Source organism: Agromyces allii (assembly GCF_009749385.1).
Classification (GTDB): domain Bacteria; phylum Actinomycetota; class Actinomycetes; order Actinomycetales; family Microbacteriaceae; genus Agromyces; species Agromyces allii.
This window is the reverse complement of sequence record NZ_WBIN01000003.1, coordinates 85247-98868: the sequence shown is the minus strand read 5'-3', so window position 1 is coordinate 98868 and position 13622 is coordinate 85247. Positions and strand designations below refer to the sequence as shown.

Here is a 13622-nt window from a genome sequence, read left to right as displayed (position 1 = left end):
GTCGGAATCTCGTGCTCGGCTCTCGTGGCGTCCGGGCGCGCGGAAGCGCGTCGACGCCGAGGCCGGGTCCTAGATCAGGAAGACGCAGAGCTTGCGGCGCTCGACGGACGCGGGCAGGTCGAACGGTGCGGATGCCGGTGGCACGGCGTTCGTGCGCGCGAGGAACCGCAACGCCGCCGGCAGTCGTCGCAGCCCGATGAGGCCGAGCAGCAGCACGGCGAAGCAGGCGGCGACCGTGAGGCAGACGGCGAGCGGGTCTCCGTGCGGTGCCTCGGCGGGCTGACCGATGGCGGTCGCGACGGTCGCTTCCGCCGTGCCCGCTGCGATGCCGGCGGTCGACGTGCTCGGCCCGGCCGAGGCATCCGATGCGTGATGGATCGCGGTCGCGGTCGCGGTCGCGGTCGCGGCACCCGCACCCGCCCCCGTCACGAGGTCGTGCCGCAGGTCGTCGGCGTGCGAGATCAGCAGGCCGACGATCGTGCCCACCACGAGCGCCGCGATCAGCACCGCACGGCGCAGGCGCGCGAGCGGGGGCGTGGGTGCGGGTGCGGGTGCGGCGGAGGCGATCATGGGGCGGTCCTCGTCGATGGGCGGGGCCCGCTCAACGTAGCAAAACGGGCGCCCGCGAGACTGGGAGTCGCCCGTCAGTAGTTTTGAGTAATTCAAAACAAGTGGGGTAGGGTCGAAGGCATGGAGACCACGCTCGACTCGGCATTGCGCAGTGCCGGGCTCAAGGCGACCACTGGCCGGGTCGCCGTCCTCGAGGCGCTGGACTCCATGGCGCACTCCGACGCCGAGCAGGTGCTGCGGGCGATATCCCGCGACCTGCCCAAGACGTCGATCCAGTCGGTGCACAACATCCTCGCCGACCTCACCGCGGCGGGCCTCATCCGCCGCATCGAGCCGGCGGGGTCTGCGGCGCTCTACGAGCGGCGCATCGACGACAACCACCACCACGTCGTCTGCTCCCGGTGCGGAGCGGTCGCCGATGTGGACTGCGTCGTCGGCCATGCGCCGTGCCTGACCCCGTCCACGACGTCCGGATTCGCGATCCAGACGGCCGAGGTCACGTTCTGGGGCCTCTGCCCCGACTGCCAGGCGAACGACACCACCGCCGAGTAAGCGCATCGCATCGCACCGCCCACCACGGGCGGTCCGTTCGTCGCGCCGGAATACGGATGCCGCGGCATCCGCTCCGCGCGATCCCTACCGAACAGTTCGCCCTACCGAACAGAAGGAGCACCATGCACGAGCACTACACGACCACCCAGACCGGAACCCCGGTCGCGAGCGACGCGCACTCGCTGACCGCCGGAGCCGACGGCGCCACCGCGCTGCACGACCGGTACCTCGTCGAGAAGCTCGCCCAGTTCAACCGCGAGCGCATCCCCGAGCGCATCGTGCACGCGAAGGGCGGCGGCGCGTTCGGCGAGCTCGTCGTGACCGAGGACGTCTCGGCCTACACGCGTGCGGCGGTGTTCCAGCCCGGCGCGACGAGCGAGACGCTGCTGCGCTTCTCATCGGTCGCCGGCGAGATGGGCTCGCCCGACACGTGGCGCGACGTGCGCGGCTTCGCGCTGAAGTTCTACACGACCGAGGGCAACCTCGACATCGTCGGCAACAACACCCCGGTGTTCTTCATCCGCGACGCGATCAAGTTCCCCGACTTCATCCACTCGCAGAAGCGCCTGCCGGGCTCGGGCCTGCGCGACGCCGACATGCAGTGGGACTTCTGGACCCTCTCGCCCGAGTCGGCCCACCAGGTCACCTACCTCATGGGCGACCGCGGCCTGCCGAAGTCGTGGCGTCACGTGAACGGCTACGGCTCGCACACGTACCAGTGGATCAACGCCGAGGGCGAGCGCTTCTGGGTGAAGTACCACTTCATCGCGCGTCAGGGCGTCGAGAACATCGACGGCATCGAGGCCGAGGCGATCGCCGGTGCGGATGCGGACTTCTACCGGCGCGACCTCTACGAGGCGATCGAGCGCGGCGAGTTCCCCACGTGGGACGTCAAGGTGCAGGTCATGCCCTACGCCGACGCCGCCGGGTACCGCTTCAACCCGTTCGACCTCACGAAGGTGTGGCCGCACAGCGACTACCCGCTGATCCCGGTCGGTCACTTCACGCTGAACCGCAACCCGCAGAACCACTTCGCCGAGATCGAGCAGGCCGCGTTCTCGCCCGCGAACCAGGTGCCCGGCACCGACATCAGCCCCGACAAGATGCTGATGGCGCGCGTGTTCAGCTACCCCGACGCGCAGCGGTACCGCGTCGGCACCAACTACAACCAGATCCCGGTGAACGCCCCGCACGCCGCGCCGGTGCACAACTACTCGCAGGACGGCGCCCAGCGTCACGGCTTCAACGCGCCCACCGCGCCGGTGTACGCGCCGAACAGCTTCGGCGGCCCGGTCGCCGACCCGGCCCGCGCGGGCGAGGGCTCGTGGGAGTCCGACGGCGAGCTCGTGCGCGCCGCCGCGACCCTGCACGCCGACGACAGCGACTTCGGCCAGGCCGGCGCGCTCTACCGCGAGGTGTTCGACGACGCAGCGCGCGAGCGGTTCCTCACGACCATCACGGGCGCCGTCGGCGGCGTGACGCGCCCCGACATCCGCGAGCGCGCGATCGCCTACTGGACGAACGTCGACGCCGAGCTCGGCGCCGCACTGCGCGCCGCGCTCACGGCAGGGGCCGAGGCGCCCGAGGCCGCGGTCGAGCCGGTCGGCACCCCGAGCTAGGCGATCGTCGCCGCAGGGTGCGGATGTCGCGAATCCGCGCCCTGCGGTCATCGCCCGCTCAGTAGGGTGGTCGCTTGTGGAGGCCCAGTGACCAAGCCGAACGCCCGACCCCTCGCCCTGCGCATCGCCGGTGAGCTGCGCGATCGCACGGGCGAGACTCCGCGCACCTACGCGTTCGCACTCCGCGACGACAAGCAGCTGCGGGTCATCGACCAGACCACGGCGACGGGCGCGCGCGTGCTCACGTTCGAGGCGTATCGCGGCAGCGTCGGCGTGTACGGCCAGTACCCGACGGTCAGGCTCGACGGTCCGGTCGACGGCCCCTGGTTCGACGAGCGGATGTCGGCGCGAGACGAGGGCAACGCCCTCACCGTGCTCGAGAACTCGCTCGTCACCCAGCTCGAGGGCGGCGACGTCGCGCGCCACGACGCCGACGTCGAAGTCGACGTGCGCGATGCGGCCCCGGCCGGCGCCTCGCCGTACCTGCCGCGATTCGGGCCCGCCGAGTACGCGCGCGTGCTCGCCCGCGGTCCCCTCCTGCTGGCGTTCTCGGCGTTCGTGATCGCCTGGCTCGCGTTCATCGTCGGAGGCCTGCTCGCAGCATCCGTCGGCATGTGGATCTCGACGGTCACGATCGTTGGCCTCGTGCTCGCGCAACTGCTCGCCGTGATCGCGGTGGCCGTCGCCGGCTCCGCGGGCCGAAGCGGGAACGGCCCGCGCACGCTCGTGCTCGCGATCCTCGCGTTCGTCTGGGTACCGCTCGCGCCGGCCATGCCGGTCGGGGCGTTCCTCGCGCTCGTCGGCGGTGCGCTCCTCGTCGCCGCAGCGGCCTCGGCGGCAGCGGTGCGCGTGTGGGCACCTCTCGCGGGGTTCGTCGCCGTCGGCCTGGTCGCCTCGGTCGTCGGCGCGATCCTCTGGGCCTCGACTCCGGCCGTGGCGAGCGTCGTGGTCGGGCTCGGCATGATCGCCGCGGCCGTCGTCTCGGCGGCGATCATCGGGCGCGCGTGGGCCGCGGCATCCGCTCGCTCGCAGACGACCGCGCGAGCCTGACCCTGCTGCGCGAACCGACAGGTCGGGCGCCGGATGGTGGGCGTGCGGGGCGCCCGGATTCAGAGCTTCGACGACACGAGCTCGCGCAGCTTGCGGATCTCCTCGGTCAGCGTCTCGACGTGGGCGCGGGTGATCGCCTCCTCGACCTCCTGCTGCACGCTGACCTTCTCGACGATCCACGACGCGAGGGTCGCCGTCACGACGCCGATCAGCGCGATGCCGGCCACCATCACGCCGACGGCGACGAGCTGGCCGGTCGGCGTCACCGGGTACAGGTCGCCGTAGCCCACGGTCGTGATCGTCACGAACGCCCACCAGAGGCCCTCGCCGAGCGTCTGGATCGACCCGTGATCGCGCTCGGCGTCGAGCGCGGCCAGGGCGGCGACGTAGACGAGGAGCAGCGACGCGCCCGCCGCGTAGACCACCACGCGCCCGCGGATCGCGCCGCCGGTCGTTCGCTGGAGCACCGCGAGGATCGTCACCAGGCGCAGCATGCGCAGGGGCCGCAGCATCGGCAGCACGACCACGAGCAGATCGAAGATGTGCCGGGTGAACCAGTGCCATCGGCGGGTGGCGAGCGTGAGGTTGACGACGTAGTCGAGCACGAACACCGCCCAGGTCGCCCAGATGACGGACTCCGCGATCACCGCCTCGGGCCCGTCGAGGTCGCCGATCACTTCCCACGAGTACGCGACGAGGAAGATCAGGGCGGCGGCCGTCAACGGCCAGTCCATGAACTGCTGCCAGCGCTGCTGCCGTGTCATGCACGCATCGTACGACCGCCACGGAACCGCGCCGAGGACCAGTCCGACATGTCACAACGCCGAGGAGGGCGGCGTCTTCCACCGTAGAGGCCGGCAGCGGGTCGGCCCCACCCGTGAAAGGACCGCACTCGTGACCAGCACCACCGCAACGCCCGTCACCTCGCTCGACCAGCTCAACCTCGCGTTCGCCGACCGCTTCAACGCCCGCGACCTCGACGGCCTGATGGCGCTCAACGTCGACGACGTGGTGTTCGTGCCTGCGCCCGGCCACCCCGTGCAGGGCGAGGCCGCGGTGCGCGGCGCCCTCGAGCAGTTCCTCGGCCTGAACCTGCCCATCGCCATGACCGTTCGCCACGTCTTCCAGAGCGGCGACACCGGTCTCGCGATCGCGGACTGGACCATCACCGGCACTGGCCCCGACGGCTCCGAGATCGCGCTCGCCGGAACCACGGCCGATGTCGCCGTCTTCGACGAGGCGCACGGCTGGCGCTACGCGGTCGACAACCCGTTCGGCACCGCCTGAGGTTCAGGATGCCGCGGGCTTGCCGGATGCCGCGGGCACGGCGCACGCGTCGGACATGCCCGATTCCCGGCAGCCCGCGATCGCCTTGCGCGCCCGCGTGATGCGCTGCCTGACCGCCGCGGTGGTGATGCCGAGCCGCTCGGCGATCTCGGCGGCGGGCAGCTCGTCGGCGACGCTCAGCAGCAACGGCCGCCGCAGCGACTCGGGCAGCGCGTTGATCGCCTGCAGGGCGCCGTCGAGGAGCAGGCGCGTCTCGACCTCGCCCGACACGTTCGCCGCGGAGGCCACGACGACGCCGCCGGATGCGCCACGCCCGCCCGCGGCATCCGCACCGCCGCCGTCTGCGGAGCCGAAGCCGTCGTCGAGCCGAACCGCCGGGCGCCGCGCCTTCTGACGCGCGAGGTCGATCGCCGCGTTGCGCGCGATGGTGTCGAGCCACGAGCACATCTGGCCGACCTCGGGCGCGTGCAGGCGTTCGATCGAGCGCCATGCCCGGAGCAGCACGGTCTGCGCGACGTCGTCGGCGTCGTCGCGGGCGACACCCAGCGAGATGCTGCGTCGTCGCAGCCGTTCGGGGTCGCCCGAGATCATCGCGACGAGCGAGGCGCGACGGCCGTCGTCGGTTTCGCTGCCCGTATCGGCGGCATCGGCGGTGTTCTGCATCGACTCAGACTACGTCTGCGTGGTCTGCCCACTGCGGCGGCTGCCACTCACTCGTCCGCGGCGGGTTCCATCCGGTTCGCCTCGTCGCGCGTCGCCGACCAGCTGCTCAGGAGCCTGAGGGCGTCGGCGGTGAGCGACCCGGGTGCCGCGCTGTACGCGATGAGCTGCAGGCCGCGATCCGTCGAGAGATCCATGACCTCGTAGTCCAGGTCGAGGTCGCCGACGACGGGGTGGGTGATGCGCTTGGCCCCGGTGCGGTGGTCGCGCACGTCGTGGGAGGCCCACAGCACCGCAAACCGGTCGCTCCGCGTCGAGAGCTCGCCGATGAGGTCGCTGAGCGCGCGGTCGTGCGGCGACCGGCCTGCCTCCGATCGCAGGAGCGCGACGGTCTGGCGGGCGGCGTCGTCCCAATCCCGGTAGTACGCGCCGGAGCGCGGGTCGAGGAACACGAAGCGGGCGAAATTCGCGGGTCGTTGCGGCTGCACGTAGAGCACGGAGAACACCGCCTCGCCGAGCTGATTGATGGCGAGGATGTCGAGACGGCCGTTCTGCACGAACGCGGGCACGTCGGTCATGGCGTCCAGGAGTTGGCGCACCCCCGGCCTCACCTGCTGTGAGCGAGCGCTCGCCCGTCGACGACGCGGATGGGCGCCTTCGTTCGCGGTGCGCACCAGGTCGTGCAGATGCGCGCGTTCGGCATCGTCGAGCTGCAGCGCACGGATCACGCCGTCGAGCACGGCTTCGGAGACGCCGGTGGCGTTGCCGCGCTCGAGGCGCACGTAGTACTCGACGCTCATGCCGGCGAGCAGCGCGACCTCCTCGCGTCGAAGGCCGGGCACTCGGCGGCGACCGCCGAAGTTCGGCAGACCGGCATCCGCGGGAGTGAGCCTGGCCCGTCGCGAGGTCAGGAACTCGCGAATGTCGGATGCCGCGTCCATGCCCCGAATGTACGCCCGCCGTCTTCTCCGAGGCCGGCACTGGCATTAACCGGATAGGTGGTGACTCCCCAGTCGAAGCGGCGCGATCTTGACTGGAACTCCGACCGCACCGGTCATGACAGGAGAAGACCCATGAAGCACGCACACCTCGGCAGCCTCGACGTCTCACGCATCGGACTCGGCGCGATGACCATGGCCGGCACCTACACGACCGAGGGCGCCGTCGATGACGGCGAGTCGATCCGCACGATCCACCGGGCGCTCGACCTCGGCGTGACCCACATCGACACGGCCGAGATCTACGGGCCCTTCCACAGCGAGGGGGTCGTCGGGGCGGCGATCAGGGGCCGACGCGACGAGGTCGTGGTGGCGACGAAGTTCGGTCTCGTCTCCCACTCGGGCGGTGGACCGGGCGTGACCGACAGCAGCGCAGCCAACATCCGGGCGGCCGTCGAGGGGTCGTTGCGACGTCTCGGAACCGATCGGATCGACCTGTTCTACCAGCACCGGGTGGACCGCGCGGTGCCCATCGAGGAGACCGCCGGTGCGGTCGCCGAACTGATCGCCGAGGGCAAGGTGCTGCACTTCGGACTCTCCGAGGCTTCGCCCGAAACGATCCGCCGGGCCCACGCCGTGCAGCCCGTGTCCGCGCTGCAGACCGAGTACTCGCTCTGGACGCGAGACGTCGAGGACGAGATCCTGCCGCTGCTCCGCGAACTCGGCATCGGGCTCGTGCCGTACTCGCCGCTCGGACACGGACTGCTGACCGGTCAGGTGCGCACCGTCGACGACTTCGCCGACGACGACTGGCGCAAGACGAATCCGCGGTTCACTGGCGAGAACTTCTCGCGCAACCTCCGCATCGTCGACGAAGTGCGGGCGATCGGCGCGGAGTCGGGTGCGACCTCGGCGCAGACCGCGCTCGCGTGGCTGCTCACGCGGGGCGGCGACATCGCACCGATCCCGGGCACCCGTCGTGTCGCGCGGGTCGAGGAGAACACCGCGGCCGATCTGGTCGAGCTGACGGCCGATCAGATCGATCGACTCGACGCGCTCGAACCCGCTGCGGGAGAGCGGCACGACGAGGTGAACATGGCCAGCGTCGATCGGTGACTTCGAGGGATCGTGACCTCGAAGGATCGTGCGTCGGCTGGCAGCTAGGCCGATCGTAGGATCGACGTCATCTTCTTGCCGCGCGCGACCTCGTCGACCAGCTTGTCCATGTAACGGATCTTCTGCATGAGCGGATCTTCGATCTCCTCGACCCGCATGCCGCAGATGACGCCCGTGATGAGCGACGTGTTCGAGTTCATGGCCGGCGCCTCGGCGAAGAACGTGCGCAGGTCGGTGCCGTCGGCGATGACGCGATCGAGTCCGCCCTTGTCGTAGCCGGTGAGCCAGGCGAGCACCTCGTCGACCTCGCTGCTGCTGTGGCCCTTGCGCTCGACCTTCTGCACGTAGAGCGGGTAGAGGCTCGCGAACGTCATGCCGAAGATGCGGTGTTCCTTGTGCTGGGCGCTCTCGACCATGGTTGCAGGCTAACCCACCCTCAGCTCGCGCGCGGCGTCGTGCAGGCAGCCGACGAACGCGGCGCAGACGGCGCCGTTCGCCGGACGGGCTGATCGCGCCGCGAGCAGCCGCGTCGTCGGGGATCCGGCGAGCTGCACCACGGCGATCGACGGCGGAACCAGCTGTCTGACCGACTCGGGCAGGATGCTGGCACCCACCCCCGCGGCGACGAATCCGAGGGCCGTCTCCTGATGCACGACCTCCTCGACCACGTTCGCGGCACCGCCCGCGTGCGCCAGCACCTCGGAGACCCGGTCGACGTAGCCGCGCATCAACGACCTCGGATAGGAGATCAAGGGAACCTCGAGGATCTGCGTCGCGGTCACCTCGTCGAGCCCCGCAAGCGGGTGGTCGATCGGGAGGCAGGCGACGAGTCGTTCCTCGAAGACGACCTCGGTGGCCAAGGCCGCGGCCGAGACATCCGTCGCCTCCGCGTCGGGCACCTCGTCGCGCACGATGCCCACGTCGAGCGAGCCGTCGCTCAGCCGCTCGAGCTGCTCGCCCGAGGTGAGCGGAACCAGCGAGAGCGAGACCCCGGCCCGCCTCGCCCGGAACAGCTGGACGACCCCGGGCAGCACCGTGTAGTTCGCCGAGCTGACGAATCCGGCGGTGAGCTCGCCCGCCAGGCCGTCGGCGAAGTCGCGCATCTCGGTGCGGACCGACTCGGCCTCGTCGAGGATCCGGCGGGCTCTCGCCTGCAGGTGGCGGCCGGCCGCGGTAAGCGTCACCCGCCGGGTGCTGCGTTCGAACAGCGGCACCCCGACCTCCTGCTCGAGACGGGCGACCTGCACGCTCAGCGGAGGCTGCGACATGTGCAGCCGTCGTGCCGCGCGCCCGAAGTGGAGCTCGTCGGCGACGGCCACGAAGTAGCGCAGTTGACGCAGTTCCATGGCGGCACGGTACGGGCCTCGTATTACGGCGCCGTTACATGTGGATTGCGAGCGAATCGCTCTCAATCCACGTCGAAACTGGTATTTGACCGGGCGTTGTCCGGGTGGGTTTTCTGATCACATGCTTCCCGAGTTGAAGGACCGACGAATGACTTCCGACACCGCTTCCAGCACCCGCATCGACATGCTCTACCTCAGCGAGCCCGAGGTGATCGCGGCCGGCGTGAAGGATATGGCGCGCTGCATGGACGTCATGGAGGAGGTGCTGATCCTCGTCGCGAAGGGCGACTATCGCATGGCCGGCAACTCGGCGAACTCCCACGGCGCGCAGATCAGCTTTCCGCAGAGCTCGCCCTTCCCGACGATGCCGCTCGATGCCGCCGACCGCCGGTTCATGGCGATGGCCGCCTACCTCGGCGGGCGCTTCGACACCGCGGGCGTCAAGTGGTACGGCTCGAACATCGACAACCGCGAGCAGGGGCTGCCGCGATCCATCCACCTCATCGTGCTGAACGACAAGCAGACGGGTGCACCGTTCGCGATCATGTCGGGCAACCTCGAGAGCGCCTACCGCACCGCCGCGGTTCCGGGTGCGGCCGCGAAGAAGCTCGCCCCGGTGAACGCGACGTCGCTCGGCATCATCGGCCCGGGCGCGATGAACAAGAGCGCGCTGCACGCCATGACGACGGCGCGCCCGACGCTCGACACGATCCGAATCAACGGGCGCCGTCGATCGACCTCCGAGGCGTTCGCGACCTACGTCAAGACGCATTACCCGCAGTTCACCACCATCGAGATCGCCGACTCGGTCGAAGCGGCCGTTCGCGACTCCGACATCGTGTCTGAGGCCGTGACCGGACTCGTCGGATCGGAGAACTACCCGTACATCGACGGCGACTGGATCAAGCCCGGTGCGTTCCTGAGCCTGCCCGCGAACCTCCGCATGGACAAGGAGTACACCCTCTCGGGCAAGGCGCGGCTCATCGCCGACGCGAAGAAGATCTACGAGGCCTGGGCCGAGGAGTACCCGGCGCCGTCGCACGAGACCGCCTTCGGCATGATCGGGCTGTACTGGCAGGACCTCATCGACGCGGGCGAGCTCGACGAGTCCAAGGTCGTCAACATCGGCGATGTCTTCGACGGCAGCGCGGTCGGGCGAGAGTTCGATGAGCAGCCCGTGCTCTTCAGCGTCGGCGGCATGGGCGTCGAAGACGTGGCCTGGGCGAAGACCGTCTACGAGAACGCCGTCGAGCTGGGCATCGGCACGAAGCTGAACCTCTGGAACACGCCGGATCTGGCCTGAGCCATGTCCAACGAGATCCGCGAACCCATGGACGACCTTCCGAACCCGAACCCGAGGGCCGAATCGGCGACCTACGCGGTCATCGGCGCCGGTTTGACCGGAGCCGCTGCGGCCTGGCGGCTGGCCCAGTCCGGTGCGGACGTGATCGTGCTCGAGCGCGACGTGCCTGCCTCGGCCCTCGGCAGCTCGCACGGTTCCGCCCGCATCTTCCGGTACGCCTACCCCGATCCCTTCTACGCTCGCCTCGTCATGCAGGCCAAGCCCGGCTGGGACGAGCTCGAGGCGGCGAGCGGACGGCGCCTGATCACCCCGAGCGGCTCGCTCGACTTCGGTGCGGTCCGCGACCCGCGCGGCCTCGCACGAGTGCTGGCGGCGACGGGCGTCGAGCACGAGCTGCTCGGCAGCGCCGAGGCGCAGGCCAGATGGCCGCAGCTCGACTTCGACACCGAGGTGCTCTGGCACCCGGGGGCCGGGGTCATCGACGCCGAGCGCTCGGTGGAGACGATGCTCGAGCTGGCGCAGGTGGCGGGGGCCGAGGTTCGCCTCCGCTGGGAGGCCGCGACCGTGCGTCGCGCCTCCACCGGGTACCTCGTCACCTCGGCGACCGGCGAGACCGTGCATGCGCAGCAGGTGATCGTCGCGGCGGGCGGCTGGCTGCCGGCCCTGCTCGACGGGCTCGACCTGCCGACCGGGTTCCTGGACGCACTGCCGCAGTTCGAGGTGCGGCAGGAGAACGCGTTCCACTTCCGGTACCGCGACGAGCGGCAGCAGGGCGAGACCCCTCCCGACGCGGCCACCTCCTGGCCGACGTTCATCTACAAGGGCGAGGACATCCAGACGTACAGCCTGCCCGGCGGGCGCGACGCGGACTTCCGCGGGCAGAAGATCGCCGAGTACAACGCAGGTCGGGTGATCCCCTCCGCTCGCGATCAGGACGGCGTGATCGACGCGGCAAACCGCGCGCGCGTGGTCGGGTTCGTCGAACGGTTCGCGCCGGGCATGGCGCCCGAACCCTATGCGGAGACCACGTGCCTGTTCACGAACGTGCCGCGCGACGACATGATCATCGACCGCGCCGAGGGCATCACCGTCGTGTCGCCCTGTTCCGGGCAGGGCGCGAAGTTCGCGCCGCTGCTCGGCGAGCTGGTGCTCGACCTCGTGGCCGGGTCGGGGCAGGCCGCCGAGCGGTTCCGTGCGGCCGGGCAGCGGTTCGCGGTGGCGGCATGAGCGGCGCGGCCGTCGTCACGGGCGAGATCGACCTCGCCGCGAGCGTCACGGGCACGCGCGGCGATGCGAACGCGCTGCTGGCCGAGATCGAGGGGATCGGCCTCGATCCCGATCGCGGCGGCTACACGCGTCCGGTGTTCTCGCCCGCCGAGCTGCGCCTGCGGAGCTGGTTCGCGGCCCACGCCGCGGCTCGCGGATTGACGGTCGATACCGACCGGAACGGCGTCATCTGGGCATGGTGGGACGTGCCGGGGCCGTCGGACTCCGGCGCACCGGCGCCGGTACGACGCGACGTGATCGTGACGGGCTCGCATCTCGACTCGGTGCCCGGCGGCGGCAACTTCGACGGGCCGCTGGGCGTCGCGAGCGCGCTCGCGGCCGTCGATCTGCTGCGGGATCGCGGCGTCCGTCCGGTGCGGCCGCTCGCCGTCGCGGTCTTCCCCGAGGAGGAGGGGTCGAGGTTCGGCATCGCGTGCCTCGGTTCCCGGCTCCTCGCGGGGGCGGTGGCGCCGGAGCGGGTGCACGCGCTGGTCGACGACTCGGGCTCGACGTTCGACGAGGTCGCCGCGGGCGCGGGCTTCGACGCCTCCGGCATCGGCCCGGACCCGGATCGCCTGGGCGACATCTCGGCCTTCGTCGAACTCCACGTCGAGCAGGGCCGCGGGCTCGTCGACCTCGACCAGCCCGTCGCGCTCGCCGGCGCGATCATCGCGCACGGCCGCTGGCATCTGCGGATCGAGGGTCGCGGCGACCATGCGGGCGCCACGCGAATGGCCGACCGGAGCGACCCGGTGGTCGTGGCATCCGAAGCGATCCGCAGCGTTCGGCAGCGCGCGCTCGCCGTCGACGATGCCCGCGGCACCGTCGGGCGCATCAAGGTGGTGCCGGGCGGGACGAACGTCATCGCCTCGGCCGTCGACCTCTGGATCGACGTGCGCCATCGCTCGGAGGAGCAGGTGCACCTCATCGTGGAGCAGGTCGTCGCCGACGCCCGCCGGGCGGCCGAGGCCGAGGACTGCACGCTCGCGGTGACCGAGCAGTCGTTCTCGCCGACCGTGTCGTTCGACCCGGAGCTGCGCGATCGCATGCAGGCCGTGCTGCCCGGCGCCCCCGTGCTCGACACGGGGGCGGGCCACGATGCGGGCGTGCTCGCATCGAGCATCTCCACGGGCATGCTGTTCGTCCGCAACCCGAGCGGCGCCTCGCACACCCCGGCCGAGTCGGCCGAGCCCGCCGACGTCGCCGCGGGCGTCGACGCACTCGCCGACGTGCTCGAGCACCTGCTCACCCGATAGGCCGGCCATGACCCCCGCTGCTCGCACCGCACTCGGGGTCGTCCGCCCGGCGGATGTCGCGGCAGAGCCATGGCGGAACGGCAGGGGCGTCACGCGCGTGCTGGTGGCGCGCCCCGCTTGGCGCATCAGCCTCGCCGAGATCGACGGGCGTGCGGCCTTTTCGGAGTTCACGGGGTTCGACCGGCTGCTGATCCCGCTCGACCACGGCGGGCTGCACCTCGAGATCGATGGCGTCGGCCACCGGGCGGCGCAGCACGAGGGCATCGCGTTCCGGGGCGAGGATCGCGTCACCGCCGACTCCGGCGACCGGCCGGCGACGGTCGTGAACGTCATGCTGCGTCGATCGCTCGTCGGCGCCGATTGGGCCGTCTCGATCGGGTCCGGCGCGATGCTCGCCGGTCTCGGATCGAGCGCCGGCACCGAAGCGGATGTCGCGGCGGTCGTCGTGCTCACCGGCACCGCCTCGGCGCCCGAGGCCCGACCGCTGCCGCCGGGCAGCGTGGTCCTCCCACCGTGGACGGCGCGCATCACGGCTTGCCCCGAAGACGTGTGGGCCGTGCTGCGCGTGCGCCCGGACGCGACATCCGGGGCATGACGCCCGACCCGCGACATCCGACCCGCTGATCTCACCCGGAACATCGACCGCATTCGACCGCATT

15 protein-coding genes are annotated in these 13622 nt (G+C 70.9%); 9 read left to right on the top strand and 6 right to left on the bottom strand.

The features are described from left to right. Positions 1–69 precede the first annotated feature (69 nt). Positions 70–570 carry a hypothetical protein gene (locus tag GQR16_RS05160; RefSeq protein WP_157414088.1) on the bottom strand — a complete coding sequence of 167 codons (501 nt, stop codon included), beginning with the start codon at positions 568–570 and terminating at the stop codon, positions 70–72. 120 nt (positions 571–690) lie between these two features. On the opposite strand from GQR16_RS05160, the gene GQR16_RS05155 reads away from it, so the two are divergent. The 3 genes from GQR16_RS05155 (at position 691) to GQR16_RS05145 (ending at position 3791) form a co-directional block, all read left to right on the top strand. Next, complete coding sequence (locus GQR16_RS05155; protein ID WP_157414087.1) at positions 691–1122, top strand: Fur family transcriptional regulator; 432 nt, start codon at positions 691–693, stop codon at positions 1120–1122. Between the two features lie 122 nt (positions 1123–1244). Further along, positions 1245–2741, top strand: coding sequence for a catalase (locus tag GQR16_RS05150; protein WP_157414086.1), 1497 nt, complete (start codon positions 1245–1247; stop codon positions 2739–2741). A gap of 87 nt (positions 2742–2828) precedes the next feature. Further along, positions 2829–3791: a hypothetical protein gene (locus GQR16_RS05145; protein ID WP_157414085.1), complete on the top strand. Its 963-nt coding sequence runs from the start codon at positions 2829–2831 to the stop codon at positions 3789–3791. A gap of 59 nt (positions 3792–3850) precedes the next feature. Here the strand turns inward: GQR16_RS05145 and GQR16_RS05140 are convergent, their stop codons facing one another. Further along, complete coding sequence (locus GQR16_RS05140; RefSeq protein WP_157414084.1) at positions 3851–4555, bottom strand: potassium channel family protein; 705 nt, start codon at positions 4553–4555, stop codon at positions 3851–3853. Positions 4556–4685: 130 nt separating this feature from the next. On the opposite strand from GQR16_RS05140, the gene GQR16_RS05135 reads away from it, so the two are divergent. Further along, the gene (locus GQR16_RS05135) at positions 4686–5078 is read left to right on the top strand and encodes a YybH family protein (protein WP_157414083.1); all 393 of its coding nucleotides are present in this window, start codon (positions 4686–4688) and stop codon (positions 5076–5078) included. A gap of 3 nt (positions 5079–5081) precedes the next feature. On the opposite strand, the gene GQR16_RS05130 is transcribed toward GQR16_RS05135, so the two are convergent. After that, positions 5082–5741 (bottom strand): RNA polymerase sigma factor, encoded by a 660-nt coding sequence (locus GQR16_RS05130; protein ID WP_157414082.1) that lies wholly within the window; start codon positions 5739–5741, stop codon positions 5082–5084. A 47-nt stretch (positions 5742–5788) separates the two neighbouring features. Then, entirely contained in the window at positions 5789–6679 is an 891-nt protein-coding gene (locus GQR16_RS05125; protein ID WP_157414081.1) for a helix-turn-helix transcriptional regulator, read from the bottom strand. A 132-nt stretch (positions 6680–6811) separates the two neighbouring features. On the opposite strand from GQR16_RS05125, the gene GQR16_RS05120 reads away from it, so the two are divergent. Beyond that, entirely contained in the window at positions 6812–7792 is a 981-nt protein-coding gene (locus GQR16_RS05120; RefSeq protein WP_157414080.1) for an aldo/keto reductase, read from the top strand. Between the two features lie 44 nt (positions 7793–7836). Here the strand turns inward: GQR16_RS05120 and GQR16_RS05115 are convergent, their stop codons facing one another. Both GQR16_RS05115 and GQR16_RS05110 read right to left on the bottom strand, forming a co-directional pair. Continuing rightward, entirely contained in the window at positions 7837–8208 is a 372-nt protein-coding gene (locus GQR16_RS05115; protein WP_246200537.1) for a DUF2200 domain-containing protein, read from the bottom strand. Between the two features lie 9 nt (positions 8209–8217). Then, complete coding sequence (locus GQR16_RS05110; protein WP_157414079.1) at positions 8218–9138, bottom strand: LysR family transcriptional regulator; 921 nt, start codon at positions 9136–9138, stop codon at positions 8218–8220. Positions 9139–9286: 148 nt separating this feature from the next. On the opposite strand from GQR16_RS05110, the gene GQR16_RS05105 reads away from it, so the two are divergent. The 4 genes from GQR16_RS05105 to GQR16_RS05090 are packed head-to-tail and all read left to right on the top strand — an operon-like array spanning position 9287 to position 13558. Further along, positions 9287–10441: a tyramine oxidase subunit B gene (locus GQR16_RS05105; protein ID WP_157414078.1), complete on the top strand. Its 1155-nt coding sequence runs from the start codon at positions 9287–9289 to the stop codon at positions 10439–10441. Between the two features lie 3 nt (positions 10442–10444). Next, on the top strand, positions 10445–11668 hold the full coding sequence (locus tag GQR16_RS05100) for an FAD-dependent oxidoreductase (RefSeq protein WP_246200535.1): 1224 nt from the start codon (positions 10445–10447) through the stop codon (positions 11666–11668). Continuing rightward, the gene (locus GQR16_RS05095; RefSeq protein ID WP_157414077.1) at positions 11665–12963 is read left to right on the top strand and encodes an allantoate amidohydrolase; all 1299 of its coding nucleotides are present in this window, start codon (positions 11665–11667) and stop codon (positions 12961–12963) included. The genes GQR16_RS05100 and GQR16_RS05095 overlap by 4 nt, the downstream gene beginning before the upstream one ends. 7 nt (positions 12964–12970) lie before the next feature. Next, complete coding sequence (locus GQR16_RS05090; protein ID WP_157414076.1) at positions 12971–13558, top strand: HutD family protein; 588 nt, start codon at positions 12971–12973, stop codon at positions 13556–13558. The last annotated feature ends 64 nt before the right edge of the window (positions 13559–13622 follow it).

What these genes read in the sequence shown, in the direction of transcription:
- GQR16_RS05160 (WP_157414088.1), bottom strand. Translation starts at nt 570, where the DNA reads ATGATCGCCTCCGCCGCACCCGCACCCGCACCCACGCCCCCGCTCGCG.
- GQR16_RS05155 (WP_157414087.1), top strand. Translation starts at nt 691, where the DNA reads ATGGAGACCACGCTCGACTCGGCATTGCGCAGTGCCGGGCTCAAGGCG.
- GQR16_RS05150 (WP_157414086.1), top strand. Translation starts at nt 1,245, where the DNA reads ATGCACGAGCACTACACGACCACCCAGACCGGAACCCCGGTCGCGAGC.
- GQR16_RS05140 (WP_157414084.1), bottom strand. Translation starts at nt 4,555, where the DNA reads ATGACACGGCAGCAGCGCTGGCAGCAGTTCATGGACTGGCCGTTGACG.
- GQR16_RS05130 (WP_157414082.1), bottom strand. Translation starts at nt 5,741, where the DNA reads ATGCAGAACACCGCCGATGCCGCCGATACGGGCAGCGAAACCGACGAC.
- GQR16_RS05125 (WP_157414081.1), bottom strand. Translation starts at nt 6,679, where the DNA reads ATGGACGCGGCATCCGACATTCGCGAGTTCCTGACCTCGCGACGGGCC.
- GQR16_RS05120 (WP_157414080.1), top strand. Translation starts at nt 6,812, where the DNA reads ATGAAGCACGCACACCTCGGCAGCCTCGACGTCTCACGCATCGGACTC.
- GQR16_RS05115 (WP_246200537.1), bottom strand. Translation starts at nt 8,208, where the DNA reads ATGGTCGAGAGCGCCCAGCACAAGGAACACCGCATCTTCGGCATGACG.
- GQR16_RS05110 (WP_157414079.1), bottom strand. Translation starts at nt 9,138, where the DNA reads ATGGAACTGCGTCAACTGCGCTACTTCGTGGCCGTCGCCGACGAGCTC.
- GQR16_RS05105 (WP_157414078.1), top strand. Translation starts at nt 9,287, where the DNA reads ATGACTTCCGACACCGCTTCCAGCACCCGCATCGACATGCTCTACCTC.
- GQR16_RS05100 (WP_246200535.1), top strand. Translation starts at nt 10,445, where the DNA reads ATGTCCAACGAGATCCGCGAACCCATGGACGACCTTCCGAACCCGAAC.
- GQR16_RS05095 (WP_157414077.1), top strand. Translation starts at nt 11,665, where the DNA reads ATGAGCGGCGCGGCCGTCGTCACGGGCGAGATCGACCTCGCCGCGAGC.
- GQR16_RS05090 (WP_157414076.1), top strand. Translation starts at nt 12,971, where the DNA reads ATGACCCCCGCTGCTCGCACCGCACTCGGGGTCGTCCGCCCGGCGGAT.